21 protein-coding genes are annotated in these 24,879 nt (G+C 70.1%); 13 read left to right on the top strand and 8 right to left on the bottom strand.

Going from position 1 to position 24,879, the window contains the following annotated elements; all coding sequences use genetic code 11:
• Positions 1-199 precede the first annotated feature (199 nt).
• Entirely contained in the window at positions 200-1,237 is a 1,038-nt protein-coding gene (locus ACFZDC_RS12100) for a polyprenyl synthetase family protein (RefSeq protein WP_391322771.1), read from the bottom strand.
• A 418-nt stretch (positions 1,238-1,655) separates the two neighbouring features.
• On the opposite strand from ACFZDC_RS12100, the gene ACFZDC_RS12095 reads away from it, so the two are divergent.
• Both ACFZDC_RS12095 and ACFZDC_RS12090 read left to right on the top strand, forming a co-directional pair.
• Positions 1,656-3,833, top strand: coding sequence for an MMPL family transporter (locus ACFZDC_RS12095; RefSeq protein ID WP_359004925.1), 2,178 nt, complete (start codon positions 1,656-1,658; stop codon positions 3,831-3,833).
• Between the two features lie 236 nt (positions 3,834-4,069).
• Positions 4,070-4,519 (top strand): Lrp/AsnC ligand binding domain-containing protein, encoded by a 450-nt coding sequence (locus tag ACFZDC_RS12090; protein WP_391322770.1) that lies wholly within the window; start codon positions 4,070-4,072, stop codon positions 4,517-4,519.
• 433 nt (positions 4,520-4,952) lie between these two features.
• On the opposite strand, the gene ychF is transcribed toward ACFZDC_RS12090, so the two are convergent.
• Positions 4,953-6,041, bottom strand: coding sequence for a redox-regulated ATPase YchF (gene ychF / locus ACFZDC_RS12085; protein ID WP_391322768.1), 1,089 nt, complete (start codon positions 6,039-6,041; stop codon positions 4,953-4,955).
• Between the two features lie 181 nt (positions 6,042-6,222).
• Here ychF and ACFZDC_RS12080 point away from each other — a divergent pair, with 181 nt between their 5' ends.
• Positions 6,223-6,762 (top strand): DUF6542 domain-containing protein, encoded by a 540-nt coding sequence (locus ACFZDC_RS12080; protein WP_391322766.1) that lies wholly within the window; start codon positions 6,223-6,225, stop codon positions 6,760-6,762.
• Positions 6,763-6,776: 14 nt separating this feature from the next.
• Here the strand turns inward: ACFZDC_RS12080 and ppgK are convergent, their stop codons facing one another.
• Positions 6,777-7,529, bottom strand: a complete 753-nt coding sequence (gene ppgK, locus ACFZDC_RS12075) for a polyphosphate--glucose phosphotransferase (RefSeq protein ID WP_391322764.1) — start codon at positions 7,527-7,529, stop codon at positions 6,777-6,779.
• A 64-nt stretch (positions 7,530-7,593) separates the two neighbouring features.
• The gene (locus ACFZDC_RS12070; RefSeq protein WP_391322762.1) at positions 7,594-8,619 is read right to left on the bottom strand and encodes a 4-hydroxy-3-methylbut-2-enyl diphosphate reductase; all 1,026 of its coding nucleotides are present in this window, start codon (positions 8,617-8,619) and stop codon (positions 7,594-7,596) included.
• Positions 8,620-8,991: 372 nt separating this feature from the next.
• On the opposite strand from ACFZDC_RS12070, the gene xseA reads away from it, so the two are divergent.
• The 3 genes from xseA (at position 8,992) to ACFZDC_RS12055 (ending at position 11,157) form a co-directional block, all read left to right on the top strand.
• Positions 8,992-10,200, top strand: a complete 1,209-nt coding sequence (xseA, locus tag ACFZDC_RS12065) for an exodeoxyribonuclease VII large subunit (RefSeq protein WP_391322760.1) — start codon at positions 8,992-8,994, stop codon at positions 10,198-10,200.
• A 10-nt stretch (positions 10,201-10,210) separates the two neighbouring features.
• Entirely contained in the window at positions 10,211-10,435 is a 225-nt protein-coding gene (locus ACFZDC_RS12060; protein ID WP_391322758.1) for an exodeoxyribonuclease VII small subunit, read from the top strand.
• Positions 10,436-10,566: 131 nt separating this feature from the next.
• Complete coding sequence (locus ACFZDC_RS12055) at positions 10,567-11,157, top strand: malonic semialdehyde reductase (protein ID WP_391322756.1); 591 nt, start codon at positions 10,567-10,569, stop codon at positions 11,155-11,157.
• 68 nt (positions 11,158-11,225) lie between these two features.
• Here ACFZDC_RS12055 and ACFZDC_RS12050 read toward each other — a convergent pair whose 3' ends face one another.
• Positions 11,226-11,750 carry a DUF4245 family protein gene (locus ACFZDC_RS12050; protein ID WP_391322754.1) on the bottom strand — a complete coding sequence of 175 codons (525 nt, stop codon included), beginning with the start codon at positions 11,748-11,750 and terminating at the stop codon, positions 11,226-11,228.
• Positions 11,751-11,877: 127 nt separating this feature from the next.
• Here ACFZDC_RS12050 and glpX point away from each other — a divergent pair, with 127 nt between their 5' ends.
• Entirely contained in the window at positions 11,878-12,912 is a 1,035-nt protein-coding gene (glpX, locus tag ACFZDC_RS12045) for a class II fructose-bisphosphatase (RefSeq protein WP_391322752.1), read from the top strand.
• A 125-nt stretch (positions 12,913-13,037) separates the two neighbouring features.
• On the opposite strand, the gene ACFZDC_RS12040 is transcribed toward glpX, so the two are convergent.
• Positions 13,038-13,412, bottom strand: a complete 375-nt coding sequence (locus tag ACFZDC_RS12040) for a WhiB family transcriptional regulator (RefSeq protein ID WP_094215194.1) — start codon at positions 13,410-13,412, stop codon at positions 13,038-13,040.
• A 174-nt stretch (positions 13,413-13,586) separates the two neighbouring features.
• Positions 13,587-14,288, bottom strand: a complete 702-nt coding sequence (locus ACFZDC_RS12035) for a DUF1707 domain-containing protein (RefSeq protein WP_391322751.1) — start codon at positions 14,286-14,288, stop codon at positions 13,587-13,589.
• A 179-nt stretch (positions 14,289-14,467) separates the two neighbouring features.
• Here ACFZDC_RS12035 and ACFZDC_RS12030 point away from each other — a divergent pair, with 179 nt between their 5' ends.
• From ACFZDC_RS12030 to ACFZDC_RS12015, 4 genes are all read left to right on the top strand, one after another.
• Positions 14,468-16,138, top strand: coding sequence for a FumA C-terminus/TtdB family hydratase beta subunit (locus ACFZDC_RS12030; RefSeq protein WP_391322749.1), 1,671 nt, complete (start codon positions 14,468-14,470; stop codon positions 16,136-16,138).
• A 354-nt stretch (positions 16,139-16,492) separates the two neighbouring features.
• A complete protein-coding gene (locus ACFZDC_RS12025) occupies positions 16,493-17,878 on the top strand; it encodes an aspartate ammonia-lyase (RefSeq protein WP_391322747.1) in 1,386 nt (461 codons plus the stop codon).
• A 72-nt stretch (positions 17,879-17,950) separates the two neighbouring features.
• A complete protein-coding gene (locus ACFZDC_RS12020) occupies positions 17,951-18,640 on the top strand; it encodes a DUF402 domain-containing protein (RefSeq protein ID WP_391322745.1) in 690 nt (229 codons plus the stop codon).
• A gap of 280 nt (positions 18,641-18,920) precedes the next feature.
• The gene (locus tag ACFZDC_RS12015) at positions 18,921-21,029 is read left to right on the top strand and encodes a SpoIIE family protein phosphatase (protein ID WP_391322743.1); all 2,109 of its coding nucleotides are present in this window, start codon (positions 18,921-18,923) and stop codon (positions 21,027-21,029) included.
• 50 nt (positions 21,030-21,079) lie between these two features.
• On the opposite strand, the gene ACFZDC_RS12010 is transcribed toward ACFZDC_RS12015, so the two are convergent.
• Complete coding sequence (locus ACFZDC_RS12010) at positions 21,080-23,410, bottom strand: transglycosylase domain-containing protein (RefSeq protein WP_391322741.1); 2,331 nt, start codon at positions 23,408-23,410, stop codon at positions 21,080-21,082.
• A 217-nt stretch (positions 23,411-23,627) separates the two neighbouring features.
• Between ACFZDC_RS12010 and ACFZDC_RS12005 the strand changes: the two genes are divergently transcribed.
• Together ACFZDC_RS12005 and ACFZDC_RS12000 are read left to right on the top strand one after the other, a co-directional pair.
• Entirely contained in the window at positions 23,628-24,563 is a 936-nt protein-coding gene (locus ACFZDC_RS12005; protein ID WP_391322739.1) for an SPFH domain-containing protein, read from the top strand.
• The gene (locus tag ACFZDC_RS12000) at positions 24,560-24,817 is read left to right on the top strand and encodes a hypothetical protein (RefSeq protein WP_391322737.1); all 258 of its coding nucleotides are present in this window, start codon (positions 24,560-24,562) and stop codon (positions 24,815-24,817) included. The genes ACFZDC_RS12005 and ACFZDC_RS12000 overlap by 4 nt, the downstream gene beginning before the upstream one ends.
• Positions 24,818-24,879: the final 62 nt, after the last annotated feature.

Here is a 24,879-nt window from a genome sequence, read left to right as displayed (position 1 = left end):
GACCGGCCGTGCACGGTGCCCCAGCCGATCACCACGCTGGCCTGTGCGCTGCCCCGCCGGACCACGCCGCGGATCCGGCGCAGCCCGGTCACGCGCGTCATGTCGTGGTCCACCTTCATGAGTCACTTCCGAAGCGGGTCGCGGAGTGGTGGCGATCACCCCGGAACAGGTCCGGCACGGTTGTCCGATCCGGCACGCGCTATGACGTGCGATGGGCCACCACATCACACAGTGCGTCCAGGGCGCGCGACGGTGGCCCGGAAGGCAACCGGTGCAGGGCCGAACGGGCCTGCTCGAGCCGCTCGTTCATCAGCGTGCGAGCCCGCGCCATGGCCGGGGACTGGCGCAGCAGTTCGAGGGCCCGGCGGTGCGCCTCGCCCGCCACCCCCGAGGGGGTGCTCAGCAGGGACCGCAGTTCGTCGTCACGGGGATCGTCGTCAGCGCGGGCGAGCAGGACGGGCAAGCAGGCCACGCCGACCGCGAGGTCCTTGCCCTGTTCTTTTCCGCTCAGCCCGGACGACGAGGTGATGTCGAGCAGGTCGTCGGCGATCTGGAACGCCACGCCGAGATGTTCTCCGTACTCCGCGAGCGCGTCGGCCACGGCGGTGGGCACCCCGGCCTGGAGCGCGCCGAGCCGCAGCGCGAGGGACATCAGTGTGGCCGACTTGTCCGCGACCACGCCGAAGTAGTGGTCGAGCGGGTCGTCGTCCGCGCCCGGACCGAGCAGTTCCCGCAGCTGGCCCCGCACCAGTCGTGCGGAAGCCTCGGCGTGCAGCGCGAGGGTCTGTGCCACCAGGTCGGCGCAGAGCCGGGCGGACGTGGCGAGCAGCCAGTTGCCCGCCATGACGGCGACGGAGTTGCTCCAGCGCGCGTTGACGCTGGGCACTCCGTGCCGGATGTGGGCCTGGTCCATCACGTCGTCGTGGTAGAGCGAGGCGACGTGGACCAGCTCGCAGATCACGGCGGCGTCCACCACACCCGGAGCACCGGGTTCCGCGAACTCGGCGGCCACCAGGGTGAGCAGCGGGCGCAGCCTCTTGCCGCCCGCCGCGACGAGATAGCCGACCACCTCGGCCACACGCGGGTCGGCCGCCCCCGCGGCACACTCCCGGAGCCGCTCCTCCACCCGCGCGAGGCCGGCGGCAAGGCGGGATTCCAGCTCGTCCTCACCTGCGGCGATCCGGGAAAGCACCGAACGGCCGCGCGCCTGAGCGTCCAGCGTGGCCACCTGCGACATCTACCCCTCCCCCGGGGCACGTCTGCGTCGTCACGGCCCACCACGCCGAACGGTAGGAAAGGGACGCCCGGCCGGGACAGGGAATCCCTCCCGGCTGTCCGCAAGAGGACAGCGAGGGAAGGTCCCGCGGACGCACGGCCCTCGGTTCGGGCGACATTCCACCGGAAGATCAACCCCGGCTGTCAACAACGTGTCGACCAGCCCGCTCGGAGCCTGTGCTTCCGAGTCGACGCGGGAGACTGGGCGGGCAGCGCTCGCATCCCGGCCACGACTCGAGGGGCATGCCCGCGTGCCGCCGGGGTTATGCGCTGCCTCCCATCCCGCGTGGTGTCGCGCCGTCCGGGCACCGGGCGGCCCTAGGTGCTGCCATGCCGCAGACCTGCGGCCGCGCACCACCATCCCTTTCCAAAGGAGCGTCGTGTTCGGACGGATAGGACGGTTCACCGTCAACCGGCCTTGGCTGGTCATCCTGGCTTGGATCGTTGCCACGGTCGCACTGGCCACCCTGGCTCCCACGCTGAAGTCCAGTACGGACCAGGCCGACTTCCTGCCCTCCCGGTACGAGTCGGTCCAGGTCACGAAGATCCAGGAGAAGGCGTTCCCGCAGCAGGAGACCCCCGCTGCCGTGGTGGTCTTCCAGCGGACCGACGGCGGCAGGCTGACGGCCGCCGACAAGGCCACCGTCGCCAAGGTGGCCGGGGAGTTCCAGGCCAAGCGGTACGAGACCTTCGACAAGGTCCTGACCTCGCCCGAGGCGGTCTCCAAGGACGGCAGAATGGCGCTCGCGAGCGTCGTCTCCGCCGAGAAGGACCCGGCCACCGACAAAGGCCAGGAGTCCGTCCGCAAGCTCCGTTCGGACGGCAAGGAGCAGCTCCGGGGCACCGGGCTGAAGATGGGGGTCACCGGCCCCACGGCCCTGGCGCTCGACGCCAAGGAGGCGGCCGGCAACACGGACGCCATGATCATGATGGCCACGCTGCTCCTGATCATCGTCCTGCTCGGGGTCATCTTCCGCAGTCCGCTCATCGCGCTGCTGCCGGTCCTCACCATCGCGCTGATGTTCATCGTGGCCAACGGCCTGATCGCCACCGCCAGCTCCCTCTTCGGCCTCGAGGCGGACAGCAGCAACTCCGCGATCCTGATCGTGGTCCTCTTCGGTGTGGGAACCGACTACATCCTGTTCCTGCTGTTCCGGTACCGGGAGCACCTGCGCGAGGGGCGCGAGCCCAAGCGGGCCCTCATCGACTCCGTCTCGCGAGTCGGCGAGACCATTGCCTCCGCCGCGGGCGCGGTGATCGTCGCCTTCCTGGCCCTGCTGTTCTCCACCATGGGCAACCTGCGCGCGATGGGCCCGTCCCTCGCGATCTCCGTCGCTGTCACCCTGGTCGCCGCACTCACCCTGGTGCCCGCAGTCTTCTCCCTCCTCGGTACGAAGGCGTTCTGGCCGTCCAAGGCATGGCAGCGGGCCCCGAAGAACCGTCTGGCCGGCAAGCTCGGGACCTTCGCCTCGCGGCGGCCCGGCCTGGTCGCCGCCGCCTCCACGGGCCTGCTCGCCGTGCTCGCCATCGGGGCGCTCGGCTTCAAGCCCGGCTTCGACCAGGAGAGCACGCTTCCCAAGTCCCTGGAGTCGATCCGCACCAACGCGGATCTGCAGAAGAGCTTCTCGGCGGGCGAGACCGAGCCGAGCCTGGTGTTCGTCACATCGCGTCAGGGCACGCCGCTCGACAAGACCTCCCTCGACTCGTTCCGGCAGTCCATCGCCAAGGTGTCCGGCGTCGGCGAGGTCTCCCCGGCCCGCCTGAGCCCCAAGGGCGACGTCGCCCAGTACAACGTGGTGCTGAAGTTCCGGCCCTCCTCCGACGAGGCCATCAACCTGGTCGCCGGCGACCTCAGGGACACCGTGCACAAGGACGCGCCCGAGGGCACGAAGGCGCTGGTGGGCGGAAAGACCGCGGTCCTCGCCGACATCGAGGACGCCGTCGAGCACGACTACACGCTGGTCTTCCCGATCGCCGCGCTCGCCATCCTGCTCATCCTGGGGCTGCTGCTGCGCAGCGTCGTCGCCCCGCTCTACCTGATGCTCGCGGTCGGCCTGGGCTTCGCCGCCACGCTGGGCTCGACGGTCTTCCTCTTCCAGAACGTCAAGGGGGAGGCGGGGCTGCTGTTCTCGCTGCCCATCGTGGTGTACCTCTTCGTCGTCGCCATCGGCACCGACTACAACATCCTCATGGTGGCGCGGCTGCGCGAGGAGGTGCTCAACGGCAAGTCCACGGCCGAGTCCGTACGTCTCGCCGTCTCCCGGTCGGCCCCGACGATCGGATCCGCCGCCGTCATCCTGGCGGGCACCTTCGGTGTCCTGATGCTGGCGGACAACTCGATGCTGCAAGAGATGGGCTTCGCGGTGGCGTTCGGCATCCTGCTGACCGCCTTCGTCATGGCGCTGCTCCTGGTGCCGACACTGACCGGGCTGATCGGCCCGAAGGCGTGGTGGCCCCGGACCCGGTCCGGGCAGCAACCCGGCCACCCCGGGCAGTCCCTCGCCGGGCCTCGCCAGGAGGAGCAGGAGCCGGTGACCATCACCCCGGGCCGCTCCTGACCCAGGCGTACGAAGTGGCCGGGCAGCACCCCTCGGGGGTGGCTGCCCGGCCCCGCGCGCTGCCCGGCCCCGCGCGATCCCCGCGGCGTGCCGTACGGCCCCGCACACCAGGCGAGGCCCAGCGATCGTCATGCCTGCTCAGGAAGTGCGGACGGTGGCGAGCGAGCGCGGGCCACGGTCCCGGCCCTCGAGAGGCTCTCAGCCAATCGCAGCCCTCCCCTGCCGGTCTCGCCCTGATGGACGCACTGCGGCGGGACGGACGAGCAGCCATCGCCGAACTCGCCGCCGGCACGGACTGGTCACCGGCGACGGTCTCACGCCGACTGGACCACCTCCGTGCCTGCGGGGCGATCTTCTTCGACATCGAGATCGACCCCGCCCTGCTGGGCGGCAACGTGAAGGCGCTGCTGTGGATGGCCGTCGCCTCTGCGCACCTCGATGATGTGGCCACCGCTCTTGCTCGCCATGACGAACTCGCCTTCGTGGCCCACACCACTGGCCCGACGAATCTCGTGGCGCACACCCTGTGCTGGGCCACCGCCGCCCTGTACCGCCACCTCACCCACGGTCTGGGGGCGGTCAAGGCGATCCACACCATGGAGACAGCACCGGTCCTGCGAACGCTCAAAGCGGTCGGCACGTTCCCGACTCCCGGATCGCCCTCCGACCGGGGACGAACCACATGATCAGTCCTCCCTACCTTTTTGATCGGGATGAGCGAGCTATTCGTAGGGTCCTACCCTCTCCGGAGGGTTCCGTCCACGGTCGGAACCATGTCCTCGCGGAGCCGCCAGCGTTGGACCAGCGAGGGGCCGAAGTCGTCGATGGGGCCGTCGGCGGCCGACTCCGACAACCCCCAGCAGCGGTGCCGACTGCAGCGCGGAGAAATCGACGCTGCTGCAGATCAGCTGCCCCGACGAGCACGCAGGCCGGTGGTGCCCCACGCCTACGCCGACATCCAGCACGGTACGGGTGATGGGAGGTGATAACAGGTGACGAGAGGTCAGAAAATCCAGCACCTATCCAGCACGGTAAAAATCAAGGGGCCTGACCCCGAAGAGCCAGACCCCATTTGGCCTGCGCGTTTGCCAGATCAGCGAAGTGGCGTTAAGTCACTCGCTACACATTGAAGCGGAACTCCACCACGTCGCCGTCCTGCATGACGTACTCCTTGCCCTCCATCCGGGCCTTGCCCTTGGCGCGGGCCTCGGCGACCGAGCCCGCATCGACCAGGTCCTCGAAGGAGATGACCTCCGCCTTGATGAAGCCCTTCTGGAAGTCGGTGTGGATCACGCCGGCCGCCTCGGGGGCCGTGGCGCCCCTCTTGATCGTCCAGGCACGGGACTCCTTGGGGCCTGCCGTCAGGTAGGTCTGCAGCCCGAGGGTGTTGAAGCCGACGCGGGCCAGCGTGGCCAGGCCGGGCTCGTGCTGCCCGACGGACTCCAGCAGCTCCAGGGCCTCCTCCTCGTCCAGCTCGGCGAGGTCGGCCTCCAGCTTGGCGTTGAGGAAGATCGCCTCGGCCGGGGCGACCAGGGCGCGCTGCTCGTTCTTGAAGTCCTCGTCGACCAGCTCGTCCTCGTCGACGTTGAAGACGTAGAGGAACGGCTTGGTGGTGAGCAGGTGCAGGTCGTGCAGCAGTTCGTTGCGCTCGGTGCCCTGGACGATGCCGTGGGCGAAGAGCGTGTCGCCCTTCTCCAGGATCTCCTTGGCCTCCTCGACGGCCTTGACCTTGGGAGCCACGTCCTTCTTGATCCGGGACTCCTTCTGGAGGCGCGGCAGGACCTTCTCGATGGTCTGCAGGTCGGCGAGGATCAGTTCGGTGTTGATCGTCTCGATGTCGTCCTTCGGCGAGACCTTGCCGTCGACGTGCACGACGTTCTCGTCCTTGAAAGCGCGGATGACCTGGCAGATCGCGTCGGACTCGCGGATGTTCGCGAGGAACTTGTTGCCCAGGCCCTCGCCCTCGGAGGCGCCGCGCACGATACCGGCGATGTCCACGAAGTCGACCGTGGCCGGAAGGATGCGCTCGGAGCTGAAGATCGAGGCCAGCTTGGCCAGCCGGCCGTCGGGGACGCCGACGACGCCGACGTTCGGCTCGATCGTGGCGAACGGGTAGTTGGCCGCCAGCACGTCGTTCTTGGTCAGGGCGTTGAACAGGGTCGACTTGCCGACATTCGGCAGGCCGACGATTCCGATCGTGAGCGACACGTTGCGACTTCCCGTAGATGAGAGGGGCCAGGGGCTGCCAGGGGCCAGAGACACTGGCCGATCCACCAGTCTACGGCGTCCACGTCGGCGGGCTCGCTGGAGCGTCGTACGCCCGACCGAGCTCTTGGCATCGGCGTGTCTGAGGGCCGATTCGGCACATAAACAGACCTAAGTTGGCCCAATGGAGCAACGCAGAAGGCGACCCCCGAACGACGCACGGCGACGCGGCACACCGTCCGCGTCACTGCCGTCGCAGGCGCGACGGCGGACGGGCGAGAGCAGATCCGCACGGGAGACGGATCGTGCCGCGCGGCCGGTCACCCGCCCGGTGCCGCCGGGCGAGATGCCGGGCCCCCGGCTCACCGGGCTCGGCGGGGGGCTGTTCTGCGCGGCCGTGATGTTGCTGCTCGGCTTTGTGGACCAGCTGCTGTTCGGCGCGTCCCTGACGCTGTACGGCGTGCTGTTCCTGCCGGTGTGCGCGCTGACCGCCCTGTGGGTGCGCGGCGGTGACCTGCTCACCGCGCCCGTCGTCGTACCGATCGCCTTCGCGGTGGGCCTCTTCCCCGTCGCCGAGGGCGGGAGCGGTCTGCGCGGACGGCTGATGGGGCTGGTCACCGGACTCGCCACACAGGCGGGCTGGCTCTACGCGGGGACGCTGGCCGCGGGGGTGACGGTGCTGGTACGCCGGGCGCTGTGGGTACGGGCCCGCCGCCGCGTCTGAGCCGGGCGCCCCCGCTATTGCGCCCGGGCCTGCGCCGCCCGCATCGCCGCTCCGACGATCCCCGCGTTGTTCTGCAGCTGGGCCGGCACCATCTCGGCCCTGATGCCCTCGATGAAGTGCAGGAACTTCTCCGCCTTGCGGCTCACCCCGCCGCCGATGATGAACAGCTCGGGGGAGAAGAGCATCTCGACGTGCGCGAGGTACTTCTGGACGCGGCGGGCCCAGTGCTCCCAGGTCAGCTCGTGGTCCTCCTTGGCCTTGCTGGAGGCCCGCTTCTCCGCGTCGTTGCCGCCCAGCTCGAGGTGGCCCAGCTCGGTGTTGGGGACCAGGACACCGTCCACGAAGACGGCGCTGCCGATGCCGGTGCCGAAGGTGAGCAGGATGACCGTGCCCCGGCGGCCCTGCCCGGCGCCGAACTGCATCTCCGCGACGCCCGCCGCGTCCGCGTCGTTGACCACGGTCACCGGCAGGCCGCCCAGCCGCCCGCTGAACAGGGCGCGCGCGTCCGTGTCGATCCAGCCCTTGTCGACATTGGCCGCCGTACGGACCGTGGCGCCGCCGGTGACCACGCCGGGGAAGGTCAGGCCCACCGGGCCCGTCCAGCCGAAATGGTCGACGACCTGCTTCACGCCGTCGGCCACGCCGTCGGGCGTCGCCGGGTGCGGGGTGAGCACCTTGCAGCGCTCCTGGGCCAGGTCGCCCTTGTCCAGGTCCACAGGGGCACCCTTGATCCCGGACCCGCCGATGTCCACACCGAAGATCTGCATGGCCCCACGTTACGACGGACGACTGACCGTCACTACGGCGTCCCGCCGCGCGTACGCCCGCCCGTTACTCGGCGGTGGCGTCCGAGGCGCCCGAACCGCCGCGCCCCGCGACCAGGGTCGCGGCCTCTTCGCGCAGGTCACGGCGGAGTTCCTTGGGCAGCGAGAAGGTGATGGACTCCTCGGCCGCCCTGACGATCTCGACATCACCGTAGCCGCGCTCGGCGAGCCATTGCAGAACCTGCTCGACCAGAACCTCCGGGACGGAGGCACCGGAGGTGACACCGACCGTGGTGACGCCCTCCAGCCAGGCCTCGTCGATCTCGTGGGCGAAGTCCACCAGGTAGGCCTCGCGGGCACCGGCGAGCTTGGCGACCTCGACCAGCCGCTTGGAGTTGGACGAGTTGCGCGAGCCGACCACGATGACCAGCTCGGCCTCGGCGCCCATCTGCTTCACGGCGAGCTGACGGTTCTGGGTGGCGTAGCAGATGTCGTCGCTGGGCGGGGAGACGAGCCCCGGGAACTTCGTCTTCAGGGCGTCGACGGTCTCCATGGTCTCGTCCACGGAGAGGGTGGTCTGGGACAGCCAGACGACCTTCGACGGGTCACGCACCTCGACCTTGGCGACGTCCTCGGGGCCGTCGACCAGCTGGATGTGGTCGGGGGCCTCACCGGAGGTGCCGATGACCTCCTCGTGGCCCTCGTGCCCGATCAGGAGGATGTCGTAGTCCTCCTTGGCGTAGCGGACGGCTTCCTTGTGGACCTTGGTGACCAGCGGGCAGGTGGCGTCGATGGTGGCGAGCCGGCCCTGCTCGGCCTCCTCGTGCACCACCGGTGCGACGCCGTGCGCCGAGAACATCACGATGTTGCCCGCAGGCACCTCCTCCGTCCGCTCGACGAAGACGGCGCCCTTCTTCTCCAGGGTCTGCACGACGTACTTGTTGTGGACGATCTCGTGCCGGACGTAGATCGGGGCCCCGTACTGCTCCAGGGCCTTCTCGACGGCGATCACGGCGCGGTCCACACCGGCGCAGTAGCCCCGGGGGGCGGCGAGCAGGACACGGCGGCCAGGCGAAGCGGTCATGCCCCCCATCGTAAGGGTGCGTGCGTGGGCTCCGAGATCGCGTGCCCCCGCGGTGTGGCGGGGAAAGCCGGTCCTTGGGTCCGAGACCGGCACGGCGGTGCCCCAGGCCGACGAGCGGCACCGGCTGCGGCGCAGCCTCGGCTCCCGGGACCTGGGGTCTACGGGCGGCTGTTCCCCTCCCCCGGGCGGGGGCGGTGTTCGCGTACGCGCGCGGGGGTGGGTGAGGAGGCCGGGTTCGGAGGCGTCCGGTACGGCTCAGGTGGTGGGGGCGGTGTGGCTGTTCGTCGGGTCACTGGTGCTGGTGGGGCAGCGGAGACGGCCGAGGCCGTCCGGAGTCCGGGGACACCGCCTTTTGTCGGTACCGGCCACTACGCTCGCGGCATGGCTGTGAACACGTCGCCCGAAACACCCCTCCCCGTCGGTGAGGTCTCCCGGCTGATCGGGAGCTGGATCGATCGGCTCGGTGCGGTGTGGGTGGAGGGGCAGATCACGCAGTTGTCGCGGCGGCCGGGGGCCGGGGTCGTGTTCCTGACCCTGCGGGACCCGTCGTACGACATCTCCGTCAGCGTGACCTGCTACCGGCAGGTGTTCGACGCCGTCGCCGATGTCGTCGGCGAGGGCGCCCGGGTCGTCGTGCTGGCGAAGCCGGAGTGGTACGCCCCGCGCGGGCAGCTGTCGCTGCGGGCCGCCGAGATAAGGCCCGTCGGTGTCGGCGAGCTGCTCGCCCGGTTGGAGCAGCTGAAGAAGGCACTCGCGGCCGAGGGACTGTTCGCACCGGAGCGGAAGAAGCCGCTGCCGTTCCTGCCCCAGCTGATCGGGCTGGTCTGCGGCCGCGCCTCCGCCGCGGAGCGGGACGTGCTGGAGAACGCCCGTCATCGCTGGCCGGCCGTCCGCTTCGAGGTGCGCAACGTCGCCGTGCAGGGCGTGCACGCCGTCCCGCAGGTCGTCCAGGCCGTCAAGGAGCTGGACGGGATCGAGGACGTGGACGTGATCATCGTCGCCCGGGGCGGCGGCAGCGTGGAGGACCTGCTGCCCTTCTCCGACGAGCAGCTCGTCCGGGCCGTGGCGGAGTGCCGTACGCCGGTCGTCTCCGCCATCGGGCACGAGCCGGACAACCCGCTGCTGGACCACGTCGCCGACCTGCGCGCCTCCACGCCGACCGACGCGGCCAAGAAGGTCGTACCGGACGTGGGCGAGGAGTTCGAGCGGGTGCGGATGCTGCGGGACCGGGCCCGGCGCTGCGTGAACGCGTTCGTGGAGCGAGAGGAGCGGGGTCTCGCGCACGCGCTGGCGCGGCCGTCGATAGAGGATCCGCACCGGATGCTCGACGAGCGCGCCGACCACGTGGTCTCGCTGCTGGAGCGCGGCCGGCGCACCCTCGGCCACCTCCTGGACCGCGCCGACTCGGAGCTGACCCACACGCACGCGCGCGTGGTGGCCCTCTCCCCCGCCGCCACCCTCAAGCGCGGCTACGCGGTGCTGCAGAGGGCCGATGGCCACGCGGTACGCGACCCGGCCGAGGTGGCGGAGGGCGAGACGCTGCGCGCCCGGGTCGCCGAGGGTGAGTTCTCCGTACGTGTCGATGTCTAGGGTGGGTGGGATGACCAGCAAGGTGGATGAGGCGCTCTCGTACGAGCAGGCGCGGGATGAGTTGATCGAGGTCGTGCGGCGGCTGGAGGCGGGCGGTACGACGCTGGAGGAGTCCCTGGCGCTGTGGGAGCGCGGCGAGGAGCTGGCGAAGGTGTGCCGGCGCTGGCTGGAGGGGGCACGGGCCCGGCTGGACGCGGCCCTCGCCGAGGAAGAGGCCGAGGAGGACACCGAGTAGGCACACGGCGGGAGCTGTGAAGCGGATCACCACACCCCGACTTTAGTTGAAGGTTGAACTTCTTTGGCGTAAGGTCGCTGCCGTCAGCCGGTCCGGCACCCGGACCGGACGCGCATCCGAGGAAGTCACGCATGTCTCTCGTTCTTGACCCGGCCGCCCAGGACCTGCTGTTCCGCGAGGCCCGCACCGCGAACACCTTCACGGACGAGCCCGTGACCGAGGAGCAGGTCCAGGCGATCTACGACCTGGTCAAGTACGGCCCCACCGCCTTCAACCAGACCCCGCTGCGCATCACTCTGGTCCGCTCCGCCGAGGCCCGCGAGCGCCTGGTGCGGCACATGGCCGAGGGCAACCGGGCGAAGACCGCCACCGCCCCGCTGGTCGCCGTCCTCTCCGCGGACAACGAGTTCCACGAGGAGCTGCCCGCCCTGTTCCCGGCCTTCCCGCAGGCCAAGGACGTCTTCTTCGCCGAGCGCCCGGTCCGCGAGGGCTCCGCCGCGATGAACGCCGCCCTGCAGGCCGCGTACTTCATCGTCGGCGTCCGCGCAGCGGGCCTCGCCGCCGGCCCGATGACCGGTTTCGACTTCGAGGGCGTCCGCAAGGATTTCCTGGACGACGACCACACCCCGCTGATGGTCGTCAACATCGGCAAGCCGGGCCCGGACGCCTGGTACCCGCGCTCCCCGCGCCTGGCGTACGAGGACGTCGTCACCACCGTCTGAGTCACCCGCGTACGGCAGGAGGCCCCCAGCGGTGCTGGGGGCCTCCTGCCGTACGCCTGCGCGGGCGCTCACCGCATCTTCAGCGCCACCGCCATCTTCGTCAGCCCGTCGAAGGAGGCCGTGCCCGCCACCACCGTCGTGGAGCCCGGGGTGCCCTCGAGGACCAGGGCGTCGTAGCGGCCACCGGTGTAGCGGGTCCAGGTGCGGCCGCCGATCCGCTCGGTCCGCTTGGTCGCCGAGGCGCCCTGACTGGCCTGGTCGATGAAGTCGGCACGCTTCTGAGTGGACTGCTCGACCTGCACGTACTGTCCCTCGGGATCCTGGAAGCCCAGGTGCCAGCGGTCGGAATTCTCGCCCTGGAAGCGTACGGAGGTCGCCTTCCAGGTACTCGGCAGTCCCTCCGGTGCGGCCACCGGGTAGCTCGCCGCACGACGCGCCGTGAGCAGCTCGACCCGGTAGTCGACCCGCTTGATGTCGGGAGCGTGATCGTCATGCGGGACGAAAACATAGATGACCGCCGCCGCGATCCCGATCAGCCCCAGGGAGAGGATCATGTCCCGGACCGTCTTCTGCTTGCCGTTCGAACCTGCCACGCCCTCTATCGTCGCAGGTGTCCGGAGCGCTCATCCGTGGGGCCCCCTGCTCATTTTGTCTACCTAACGATAGAGTCGGGACCAACACCCTCATCCGGCCGTCGTCGTATCAGAAAGGTGCGCTCCGATGACCGAGCATCATCACTTGCCGTCCGAGCTGGACGTCCCCTCCGAGGCCCCCGACCGCAACCTCGCCCTGGAACTTGTCCGGGTCACCGAAGCCGCGGCCATGGCCGCGGGCCGCTGGGTCGGACGCGGCGACAAGAACGGCGCCGACGGCGCCGCGGTGCGCGCCATGCGGACCCTCGTCTCCACCGTGTCGATGAACGGCATCGTCGTCATCGGCGAAGGTGAGAAGGACGAGGCCCCGATGCTCTTCAACGGGGAGCAGGTGGGCGACGGCACCGGGCCCGAGGTCGACATCGCCGTCGACCCGATCGACGGCACCACGCTGACGGCCAAGGGCATGCCCAACGCCATCGCCGTCCTCGCAGCCGCCGAGCGTGGCGCCCTGTTCGACCCGTCCGCCGTGTTCTACATGGACAAACTGGTCACCGGCCCCGAGGCCGCGGACTTCGTCGACATCAACGCGCCCGTGTCGGTCAACATCCGCCGGGTCGCCAAGGCCAAGCGCTCCACGCCCGAGGACGTCACGGTCGTCATCCTGGACCGGCCCCGGCACGAGGGCATCATCAAGGAGATCCGGGAGACCGGCGCGCGCATCAAGCTGATCTCCGACGGCGACGTCGCGGGCTCGATCCTGGCACTGCGCGAGGGCACGGGCATCGACCTGCTGCTCGGAATCGGCGGCACCCCCGAGGGCATCATCTCGGCCTGCGCGGTCAAGTGCCTGGGCGGCACCATCCAGGGCAAGCTGTGGCCGAAGGACGAGGAGGAGCGTGCGCGGGCCATCGACGCCGGGCACGACCTGGACCGGGTGCTGACCACGGAGGACCTGGTCACCGGGGAGAACGTGTTCTTCGTCGCCACCGGTATCACCGACGGCGAGCTGCTGCGCGGAGTTCGCTACCGGTCCGAGACCGCCACCACCGACTCGATCGTGATGCGGTCGAAGTCCGGGACCGTGCGGCGGATCGACTCCGAGCACCGGCTCAGCAAGCTGCGGGCCTACAGCGCGATCGACTTCGACCGGGCCAAGTAGCCCGCACCCGATGGCTCATGGGCGCCCTCTGTGCGGAGAGGGCGCCCATACGCTTGCCCAGGCCCTGTCGTCGAACTCCCGTCTGCCCCGCCCCCGGGCGGACGACGGGAGTTCGACGACATGACCTAGCCCGCTATGCGGTTCGTCGTCGCCCGCGCCGCCTTCTTCAGCTCTACCTCGCGCCTGCGGCGCCTCGCCAGGACCACCCGGCGTTCCGCCGCCGTCAGGCCGCCCCAGACGCCGTACGGCTCCGGCTGAAGGAGCGCGTGTTCACGGCACTCGACCATGACGGGGCAGCGCGCACAGACCCGCTTGGCCGCTTCCTCACGGGACAGACGAGCGGCCGTCGGCTCCTTCGACGGGGCGAAGAACAGCCCGGCCTCGTCGCGCCGGCACACCGCCTCGGTATGCCAGGGTGCGTCTTGATCCCTGTCGCGCGCTGGCACCCGCTGGGCCGGAACGGCAGCTACCTGCAAGGACGAATGCGGCGGTTGCAGCACGGTCTACTCCTGACGACGGCTTCGCGAGTGAGCGACGACGCAGCAAGGCCTACCCGCTGTGCGCGCGCCTATGCACTGCGTTCCCAACCGCAGGCGCGCGGCGGCTTGTTCGCGCCCCCACGCGCCCGCCGCAACAGGGCGGCACCCTTCCGACCACCGGCGGATCGGCGACCGTCAACGGCCGAGGTGCTTGCGCAGCTTTCTGTCGACCTTGTCCTGGACACGGTCGAGGATGTCCGCCACACGCTTGCCGCGCCGGGGCCGCGCCTCGACGTTGCCGAGTACGGCCCACCCGTCGACATAGACCACCGGCGCTTCCGACTCGACCGAATCCAGCGTGTCCACCTCGAAGTTGCCCAGCACGCCACCGCCGGTGCCGCGCAGCGAGACGTTCTCCGGAACACGGATCTGGACGTCACCGAAGACCGAGACGGCCTTGATCACGACCTGCTGGTACTCGAAGATCGCCTCGCTGAGGTCGATCTCGACGCTGCCGAAGACTGCGTAGGCGTGCAGTCTGCGCCCGGCACGCCAGCGGCCCTTGCGGGCGGCGGCGCTGAAGACGGCCACCACGTTCGCGTCGGCCTCGGCCGGAATGGCGCCGGGCGTGGGACGGGGCGGCACGGGGGTGTAGGCGGGGGCCGCGGGCCGCTGGTGGGCGGCCGGGAGGTCGCGGATGAAGACCTCCAGCTCGCCGACCGTCTTGGCGTGCAGCACCCCCTCCACCCGCTCGGCGTGCTCGTCGGCGGTCAGCCGGCCCTCGGCCAGGGCCTCGCGGAGGATGTCGGCCACGCGGTCACGGTCGGCGTCCGAGGCGCGCAGCTCGGCGAGACGCGGTGCCGTGTCCTGGGCTGGAGCGTGCTTCTGAAGGTCCACGGCAGCAGCGTACCGAAACGCGATAGATCGCGACTAGGGGTGTGGACAGCCCGCGTGTCGATGCAACGCCCCGGGAACTGAGCCTTACCTCACAGGTTCCGTGTCGGCGGCAGGTTCTACGCTGGTGAGGCCCGCCAGCGTCGGCGGGCGGACGTCTGTCGAGTGAGGAATGGGCTGAGATGCCTGAGTTCGCGTACACCGATCTGCTCCCCCAGGGCGAGGACACCACCCCGTACCGGCTGGTGACCTCGGAAGGTGTGTCCACCGTCGAGGGACCGGACGGGCGGACGTTCCTCAAGGTGGAGCCGGAGGCGCTGCGCAAGCTGGCCGAGGAGGCCATCCACGACATCCAGCACTACCTGCGCCCGGCCCACCTGGCGCAGCTGCGCCGGATCATCGACGACCCCGAGGCGTCGAGCAACGACAAGTTCGTCGCCCTCGACCTGCTGAAGAACGCGAACATCGCGGCCGCCGGCGTGCTCCCCATGTGCCAGGACACCGGCACGGCGATCGTCATGGGCAAGCGCGGCCAGAACGTGCTCACCGAGGGCCGCGACGAACAGGCCCTGAGCCACGGCATCTACGACGCCTACACCAAGCTCAACCTGCGCTACTCGCAGATGGCTCCGCTCACCATGTGGGAGGAGAAGAACACCGGCTCCAACCTGCCGGCCCAGATCGAGCTGTACGCGACCGACGGCGGCGCCTACAAGTTCCTGTTCATGGCCAAGGGCGGCGGCTCGGCCAACAAGTCCTTCCTGTACCAGGAGACGAAGGCCGTCCTGAACGAGGCCTCCATGATGAAGTTCCTGGAGGAGAAGATCCGTTCACTCGGTACGGCCGCCTGCCCGCCGTACCACCTGGCGATCGTCGTCGGCGGTACGAGCGCCGAGTACGCGCTTAAGACCGCGAAGTACGCCTCCGCGCACTACCTGGACAACATGCCGACCGAGGGCTCGCCGCTCGGCCACGGCTTCCGGGACAAGGAGCTGGAGGAGAAGGTCTTCGAGCTCACGCAGAAGATCGGCATCGGCGCCCAGTTCGGCGGCAAGTACTTCTGCCACGACGTCCGGGTCGTCCGACTGCCCCGGCACGGCGCCTCCTGCCCCGTCGCCATCGCCGTCTCCTGCTCGGCCGACCGCCAGGCCGTCGCGAAGATCACGGCCGAGGGTGTCTTCCTGGAGCAGCTGGAGAAGGACCCGGCGCGTTTCCTGCCGGAGACCACGGACGATCACCTGGACGAGTCCTCGGACGTCGTCGAGATCGACCTGAACCAGCCGATGGACACGATCCTGGCCGAGCTGACGAAGTACCCGGTCAAGACCCGTCTGTCCCTGACCGGCCCGCTGGTCGTGGCGCGCGACATCGCGCACGCGAAGATCAAGGAGCGGCTGGACGCGGGCGAGGAGATGCCGCAGTACCTGAAGGACCACCCGGTGTACTACGCGGGCCCGGCGAAGACCCCCGAAGGCTACGCATCCGGTTCCTTCGGCCCCACGACGGCCGGCCGCATGGACTCCTACGTTGAGCAGTTCCAGGCGGCGGGCGGCTCGAAGGTGATGCTCGCCAAGGGCAACCGCAGCAAGCAGGTCACCGACGCGTGCAACGCCCACGGCGGCTTCTACCTCGGCTCCATCGGCGGCCCCGCCGCCCGCCTCGCCCAGGACTGCATCAAGAAGGTCGAGGTCCTCGAGTACGAGGAGCTGGGCATGGAGGCCGTCTGGAAGATCGAGGTCGAGGACTTCCCGGCGTTCATCGTCGTCGACGACAAGGGCAACGACTTCTTCCAGGATCCCGCTCCGCAGCCGACGTTCACGTCGATCCCGGTGCGGGGCCCCGGGCTGGCGTAGTACCTCCCAGCTCTTTGCCCACCCTCCATCCCCTGTCGGCCGGAGGGTGGGCTGCCCGTGACTCAGGTCCAACGCCCTTTTGCGTTGCCCCAGCGTGCTCTCTTGCGTACGCGGAGGGCTGCCCGCCGGAAAACTCGGCGGCCCACGGATCCTGCTGGCCATTCCTGGGGTCATGCGCTCGCCGGAACCGCCGCACCCTGCGCCGGTACATCGAGAACCTCGAGGACGGCAGCGGCGAACTTCTGGACGAACTGGGTCGCCTGGACGAACAACTCCGTACCCGCTGAGCCACCCCAGAGCACCCACCCGGCCCAACCCCGGAACATCCCCACCCCCCCGACCGCTATACCCGGCATGAGCGAATATCGCATCGAGCACGACTCCATGGGCGAGGTCCGGGTGCCCGCGGACGCGAAGTGGCGGGCGCAGACACAGCGTGCCGTGGAGAACTTCCCCATCTCCGGGCAGCGGATCGAGCGGGCCCACATCGAGGCCCTCGCCCGGATCAAGGCGGCCGCGGCGAAGGTGAACGCCGAGCTGGGGGTGCTGGACAAGGACGTCGCGGAGGCGATCCAGGAGGCGGCCGGGGAGGTCGCCGAGGGGAAGTGGGACGAGCACTTCCCCGTCGACGTGTTCCAGACCGGGTCCGGGACCTCGTCCAACATGAACACCAACGAGGTCGTCGCGACCCTCGCCAGTGAGCGGCTCGGCCGGGACGTGCATCCCAACGACCACGTCAACGCCTCGCAGTCCTCGAACGACGTGTTTCCGTCGTCCCTCCACATCGCCGCCACCGCCGCCGTCACCCGCGACCTGATCCCTGCGCTGGAGCACCTCGCCGGCTCCCTCGCCCGCAAGTCCGAGGAGTTCGCGGACGTGGTGAAGTCCGGGCGGACGCATCTGATGGACGCGACTCCGGTGACGCTGGGGCAGGAGTTCGGCGGGTACGCGGCCCAGGTGCGGTACGGCGTCGAGCGGCTGCGCGCCTCGCTGCCCCGTCTTGCCGAGCTGCCGCTCGGCGGGACGGCCGTCGGGACCGGGATCAACACACCGCCCGGATTCTCCGGCGCGGTGATCAGGGAGGTCGCGCGGGTCACCGGGCTGCCGCTCACCGAGGCCCGGGACCACTTCGAGGCGCAGGGCGCCCGGGACGGCATCGTGGAGACCAGCGGACAGCTGAGGACGATCGCCGTGGGCTTGACGAAGATCGCCAACGACCTGCGGTGGATGGCGTCCGGGCCGCGCACCGGGCTCGCCGAGATCCGGCTGCCCGACCTGCAGCCGGGGTCGTCCATCATGCCGGGCAAGGTCAACCCGGTGATCCCCGAGGCCGTACTCATGGTGGCGGCCCAGGTGATCGGCAACGACGCCACCATCGCCACCGCCGGTGCCTCCGGGAACTTCGAGCTGAACGTGATGCTCCCGGTCATCGCCAAGAACGTGCTGGAGTCGATCCGGCTGCTCGCGGGCGTTTCCCGGCTGCTGGCCGACCGGACCGTCGACGGCATCACCGCCGACCGCGAACGGACCCGTGAGTACGCCGAGTCGTCGCCCTCAGTGGTGACCCCGCTGAACAAGTACATCGGCTACGAGGAGGCCGCGAAGGTCGCCAAGAAGTCGCTGGCCGAGCGGAAGACGATTCGCGAGGTGGTCCTGGAGAGCGGTTACGTGGAGCGCGGCGCCCTCACCCTGGAGCAGTTGGACGAGGCGCTGGATGTCCTGCGGATGACGCGCCCGTGACAACAGGCTCCGCTGTGTTGAACCGTGACGCGCGCCGCAGCGTCGTATGCCTACGGCACCTAATATCTGTGCATGGCGGACGACGGAGCGGTGAGACGAGTGGCAGCGGGACCTGCGACGTACTGGACCCCCGGGACCCAGATCCTGTGGCGGTACCGGGAGAACGCCGGTGAGCGCTTCCACATCGCGCGGCCCGTCACCATCGTGCGGGACGACGAGGAGCTGCTCGCGGTGTGGTTGGCGCCCGGCACCGAGTGTGTGAAGCCGGTACTGGCCGACGGCAGGCCCGTGCACCTGGAACCACTGGAGTCCCGCTACACCAAGCCCCGCACGGTGCAGCGGGACCGGTGGTTCGGCACGGGTGTGCTGAAGCTGGCGGAGCCCGGCCGGCCCTGGTCGGTGTGGCTGTTCTGGGAGCCGGGCTGGCGGTTCAAGAACTGGTACGTCAACCTTGAGCGGCCGTTGTCCCGTTGGGAGGGTGGGGTGGACTCCGAGGACTACTTTTTGGACATCTCGGTGCACTCGGACCGCAGTTGGCACTGGCGGGACGAGGACGAGTTCGCGCAGGCCCAGCGGGACGGGCTGATGGACGAGCGGACCGCCGAGCGGGTGCGGGCGGCGGGACGGGCCGTGGTGGAGGTGATCGGCGCGTGGGGCGCGCCGTTCTCGGACGGCTGGCAGCACTGGCGCCCGGACCCGTCCTGGGCGGTACCGTCACTCCCCGAGGACTGGGACCGTACGCCCGCGCACGTGTCCTCATGAGACCCTTGATGCGCCCCCGGTCCACAACCGTAGGATCGTCCTCCGCAAGGGCGCTTCAGTGCAAATCCGGGAGCATGTACCGGGCCTGACCATACGTCACCGAGGGGCGGCAGGACGTGAGCGAGGGGTACGAGGGCAACACCACCGCGGGCCCGGGAGGGTTCGCCGGTGGCACAGGAACAACCTCTGACCACACGGGAATTCCGTTCCTGGGGCACGTATTCCGGGTATCAGGATTTCGGCGGGACCATCTGCGCGCCCGGCGCGCAGCCCCGGACGGATGGATTCGACACGCGTGACGGAGCAGCCCACCTCCTCCTACGAGCGCCCGCAGCCGGGCGTCGACCCCGCGGAGGCCCGCGGGGCGCTCCTGCGTGCCCCGGCACCGCTCGGCAGCCCGGCCTTACCGGCACAGGCGGCCCGGGCGGACGGCACACCCACCGGTCCGGGGACGACCGCGCCCCGCGGCAAGGGGAACAAGGGGAAGGAGCCCCCAGTCAACGGCCCGGAGCACTCCCAGCCCGCCACCGCCGAGACGGACACGCATCGCCCGCGTCCCGCGCCGGAGGCGATTCCGCCGCAGCCGGCCTCCGAGCAGGAGCGGGCGCCGGGCGGTCAGGAACGCCGTACCGGGCGGGGACTGCCGCCGGGGCGGCCGATGCCGATGCGGCGCGACGGGGACCGGCTCCGGTTCGTGGGCGCGGCGACCCGGCGGATCGCCCGTGGCATCGATCTGGACGAGATCGTGATGGGGCTGTGCCGGGCCACGGTGCCGACGTTCTCGGACGCGATCCTGGTCTATCTGCGCGACCCGCTGCCGGTCGGTGACGAGCGGCCCACCGGTCCGGTGGTGCTGCGGCTGCGCAGGACCGACCGGATACCGGACGAACGGGACACCGAGGGCCTGCTGCTCCCGCCGTTCCAGCATCCGGAGCCGGACGCCTCGGCCCTCTCGGAGCTGTCATCGCTGACGACCGAGCTGTGCGAGGTGCGTCCCGGTGGTGCACTGAACGAGGTGCTGCGCGGGGTGCGGCCGGTGTTCGCCGACGCGCCCGCCGCCCGGGCCGCGCTGCCCGAGCTGCTCGGCGAGGGCGGCGAGGCGGTCGTACCGGGCGGGCAGCACGCGATCCTCGCGCCGCTGCGCGGCCGGCGCCGGGTGATCGGCGCCGCGCTGTTCCTGCGCCGCCCGGAGCGGCTCGCGTTCGAGGCGGATGACCTGCTGGTGGCCGCCCAGCTCGCCACGCACAGCGCGCTCGGCATCGACAAGGCGGTGCTGTACGGCCGGGAGGCCTACATCGCCGACGAGCTGCAGCGCACCATGCTGCCCGAGACGCTGCCCCGCCCGACGGGCGTGCGGCTGGCCTCGCGCTATCTGCCGGCGGCGGAGACCGCGCGGGTGGGCGGCGACTGGTACGACGCGATCCCGCTGCCCGGCAGCCGGGTCGCGCTGGTGGTCGGTGACGTCATGGGGCACTCCATGACGTCGGCGGCGATCATGGGCCAGTTGCGCACGACGGCCCAGACGCTCGCCGGGCTCGACCTGCCCCCGCAGGAGGTGCTGCACCATCTGGACGAGCAGGCGCAGCGCCTGGGCACCGACCGCATGGCGACCTGCCTGTACGCCGTCTACGACCCGGTCACGCACCGCATCACGATCGCCAACGCCGGCCATCCGCCGCCCGTTCTGCTGCACCTGGGCGGCCGCGCGGAGGTGCTGCGGGTGCCGCCGGGCGCGCCGATCGGCGTCGGCGGGGTCGACTTCGAGGCGGTCGAGCTGGACGCGCCGGCCGGGGCCACGCTGCTGCTGTACACCGACGGCCTGGTGGAGTCCCGGCTGCGGGACGTGTGGACCGGTATAGAGCAACTGCGCGAACGGCTCGCCGCGACCGCCCAGTTGACCGGCCCCGACCATCCGCCGCCCCTCGAGGCCCTGTGTGACGAGGTGCTGGACATGCTCGGCCCGGGCGACCGGGACGACGACATCGCGCTGCTCGCGGCCCGCTTCCACGGGATCGCGCCGAGCGATGTGGCGTACTGGACCCTGGAGCCGGAGGACGCGGCCCCGGGCCAGGCCCGTCGGCTGGCCCGGCGCGCACTGGCCCGCTGGGGCCTGGAGGAGCTGACGGACTCGGTGGAGCTGCTGGTCAGCGAGGTGGTCACGAACGCCGTGCGGTACGCCTCCCGGCCGGTAACGCTCCGTCTGCTGCGCACGGACGTGCTGCGCTGCGAGGTCGGCGACGACGTGCCCCAGCTGCCGCGGCTGCGCCAGGCCCGGGCCACGGACGAGGGCGGCCGCGGGCTGTACCTGGTCAACAAGCTGGCCCGGCGGTGGGGCGCTACCCGGCTGAGCACCGGCAAGGTGGTCTGGTTCGAGCTGAACCGGGGCTGAGCACGGAAAAGGGCGCCCGGGGAATCCGGGCGCCCTTTTCCGTGCGCGGTCTAGCGGCTGAAGTTGCCGCTGCCGTTGGGATCGAGCGGGCCGTCCGTGACGCCGCCCGTCGGTGGGCCGGTGGTCGGGGTCCCGGTGGGCGGAGTCTGGGTGGGTGTCTGCGTCGGAGTCTGGGTCGGCGTCTGCGACGGCGTCGTTGACGGGGTCGTGGACGTCGGCGGCTCACTGCTCGGGGTGTTGGACGGGGTCTGGGTCGGGCTCTGGCTGAACGTCGGGGTGTCCGTCGGCTGGACGGCGGCGCCCTGGGTGGTGTTCAGGTCGAACTTGGCCCTCTTGGTGACTCCGAAGGTGTACCCGGCCCAGATCCTGGCCGGGTAGCTGCCGCCGTTGACGCGGCCCGGGTAGGGGAGCTGACCGGTGGCGCCCATCATGGACACGTGGGACTTGGTCTTCTGGTCCTCGCCGAACAGGCCGACGGAGGTGACCAGGTCGGGCGTGTAGCCGGTGAACCAGGCGGACTTGTTCTCGTCGGAGGTACCGGTCTTGCCGGCCACCTGCTGGCCGTTGCGCAGGGGGTTGGCCGCCACGGACCGCTTGGCCGTACCGTCGTCGACCACACCGGTCAGCACGGAGGTCACCGTGTCGGCTGCCGTCCTGCTGATCACCTGGCCGCCGATCGGGTTCGGAATACTGACCGCACGTTCCTTCTGCTCGGCCGTCTTCACGATGGACGGCGTGACCTTGTAGCCGTGGTTGTCGAACGTGGCGTAGATCCCGGCCATCTCCAGCGGGCTCGCCCCCATCGAGCCAAGCGTCTGCGCGGGCACGGCCTGCATGCCTTCGGTGTCCATGCCGAGTTGCTTGGCCGTGTCCATGACCTTGGGCATGCCCACGTCGACGCCCATCTGGGCGAAGACCGAGTTGACGGACTCGTTCATCGCCCGCTGGACGGTGATGGGCCCGTAGTTGACGTGGTCCTCGTTCGGCGGCCCGAAGCCGACCTTGCTGCCGTGGTCGACGACCTGGCGGCCGCTGGTGCCGTCGTAGAGCGTGTTGGCGGTGATCGGCTTGCCGGTCTGCGTCGTGGCGTTCTGCTCCAGCGCGGCGGCGAGGATCACCGGCTTGAAGGTGGAGGCGGGCTGGTAGTCGCGGCGCGTGGCGTTGTTGAAGTAGTGCTTGAAGTAGTCCTGGCCGCCGTACAGGGCGACGATCCTGCCCGTCTTGGGGTCCACCGACACGGCGCCGGCCTGGACGTTGCCGTCGACCTTGCGCTTCTTCGGGTTCAGCTTGCTGGTGAGCTGCGACTTGACCGCCTTCTCCAGCGCGGTCTGCCTCTTCTTGTCGATGTTCAGGGTGATGGTCCAGCCGCGGTCCACCACCGCGGCCTCCGCCTGGGACCGGGTCATGCCCTCGGTCTGCATCAGCCGCTGTTCGAGCTGCTGGTTGGCGAGCTGGACCAGGTAGCCCTTCTGCCCCTCTTCACCGGGCGTGCCCCTGGGCTCCTCGGGGATCGCGTCCGAGAACTTCATCGCCTGGCGCTCGGCGGGGTCGAGCCAGTTCTGCTTGACCATGTTGTTCAGGACGTAGTTCCAGCGTTCCTGAACCAGCTTCCTGCCCACGGGCCCGGCGACCACCCAGTCGTACTGGCTGGGCGCCTGGAGCAGCGCGGCGAGGTAGGCACCCTGCTCGACGGTGAGTTTGCTCGCGTCGGTGCGGTAGTAGGCCTGCGCCGCGGCCTGGATGCCGTAGGCGTTGCGGCCGTAGTAGCTGGTGTTGATGTAGCCCGCGAGGATCTCGTCCTTGGTCAGCCGGCGGTCCACCTTCAAGGAGATGACCATCTCCTTGAGCTTGCGGCTGACGCTCTGGTCCTGGCTGAGGTAGTAGTTCTTGACGTACTGCTGGGTGATCGTCGAGCCGCCCTGGGTGCCCCGGCCGGTCACCGTGTTGAACAGGCCTCGGACCAGGCCTTTCGCGTCGATTCCGTGGTCGTGGTAGAAGGTCTTGTTCTCCGCCGCGACGAAGGTGTGCTGGACGGGCTTGGGCACCTTGGCGAGGTCCACGCTCTCGCGGTTGACCGTGCCGACGCGGGCCAGGACCTTGCCGTCGCTGTACTTGTAGATGTTGCTCTGCTGCCGCGCGGCCGCGTTGCCCTTCGGCACGTCGACGGCCATGTACAGCACGATGAAGCCGCCGATGCCGAGCAGGCACAGGCCGAGGAAGGTGCCGAGCATCTTCTTCCAGGTGAACAGCCTGCGTATTCGGCCCTTGGCGGGCTTGGCCCCGGCCACGGGCGGGGCGGCCGCTGCGGACGGGGAACGGCGCCCAGGCGCCGCGCGGTGGCCACCGCGCTGTCGCGCTCGTCTCTCTTCCGCTCGTCCCATGAGTCCCTACGCTCCGCTTCCGTCTCGGGGTCAGCTCCGAAAGCTAACACCCGTCTATATGACAAAGGGCGTCCGATCCGCTCTTTTGCGGACGTGACAATCAGCACCCACCCCAAGGGAACCGACGACTCTGACCGGCGAAGGGTTGCTTGACAGAAAAAAGTGATAGCAGTTAGCTAGGAATACGATAGACGTTCCGAGAACGGGGGGACCCACCATGTCCGCACACGACGCGTCCGCGACCGCCGACATACCCGAGATGCCCGCGCCACGCGTGCGGGAGTTCCAGGCCCACAGCATCGGCGGCGGACTCGCACTGCTCCTCGGACTGCTCGGGCTCGGTGCCGCCGTCGCCCTGCTCGCCGCCGCCTCGGCGGTGGGCTCGTCCGGCGCCAAGGGCGGGCTCGTCGCCGGCGGTGTCCTCCTCTTCCTCGCCGCCGTCATCGCGATGCGCGGCCTGAACACGGTCGCGCCCGGCGAGGCGCGGGTCGTCCAGCTCTTCGGCCGCTACCGGGGCACGATCCGGCAGGACGGCCTGCGCTGGGTGAACCCCTTCACCTCGCGGACCCGGCTCTCCACCCGGGTACGCAACCACGAGACCGCCGTGCTGAAGGTCAACGACGCCTACGGCAACCCGATCGAGCTGGCCGCGGTCGTGGTCTGGAAGGTCCAGGACACGGCCCAGGCGGTGTTCGAGGTGGACGACTACGCCGAGTTCGTCGCCACACAGACGGAGACGGCCGTACGGCACATCGCCATCGAGTACCCCTACGACGCCCACGACGAGGACGGCCTGTCGCTGCGCGGCAACGCCGAGGAGATCACCGAGAAGCTGGCCGTGGAGCTGCAGGTACGCGTGGAGGCGGCCGGGGTGCGGATCATCGAGTCGCGCTTCACGCATCTCGCGTACGCTCCCGAGATCGCCTCGGCGATGCTCCAGCGCCAGCAGGCCGGCGCGGTCGTCGCGGCCCGGCGGCAGATCGTGGACGGCGCGGTCGGCATGGTGGAGGCGGCGCTCGCCCGGATCGCGGAGCGAGACATCGTGGAGCTGGACGAGGAACGGAAGGCGGCGATGGTGTCCAACCTGATGGTGGTGCTGTGCGGGGACCGGGCCCCGCAGCCCGTGCTCAACACCGGGACCCTCTACCAGTGACGGCTCCTTCCGGGGGTTCGGCCCCGCAGCGTCGGCCTCAGCAGCGCAAGCAGGTGCTGCTGAGGCTGGACCCGTCGGTGTACGAGGCACTGGCACGGTGGGCCGGCGACGAGCTGCGGTCGGCCAACGCGCAGATCGAGTTCCTCTTGCGGAAGGCCCTGGCCGAGGCCGGCCGGCTGCCGAGGGAGACGGGCCCGCTGCCGCGCCGCGGACGGCCGCCCGGGGGCTCCGCCCCCGAACCTCCCTCGACCTGAACGGCCTCGCCTCGACCGCTGGACCGACTGGTTGTCGTTACCGAACCATGACAATCGCCTCC

Origin of the sequence: Streptomyces sp. NPDC007905 (assembly GCF_042959345.1) — a bacterium.
Taxonomy (GTDB): domain Bacteria; phylum Actinomycetota; class Actinomycetes; order Streptomycetales; family Streptomycetaceae; genus Streptomyces.
The sequence above is the reverse complement of the archived record's forward strand: the minus strand, read 5'-3'. Positions and strand labels throughout refer to the sequence as shown.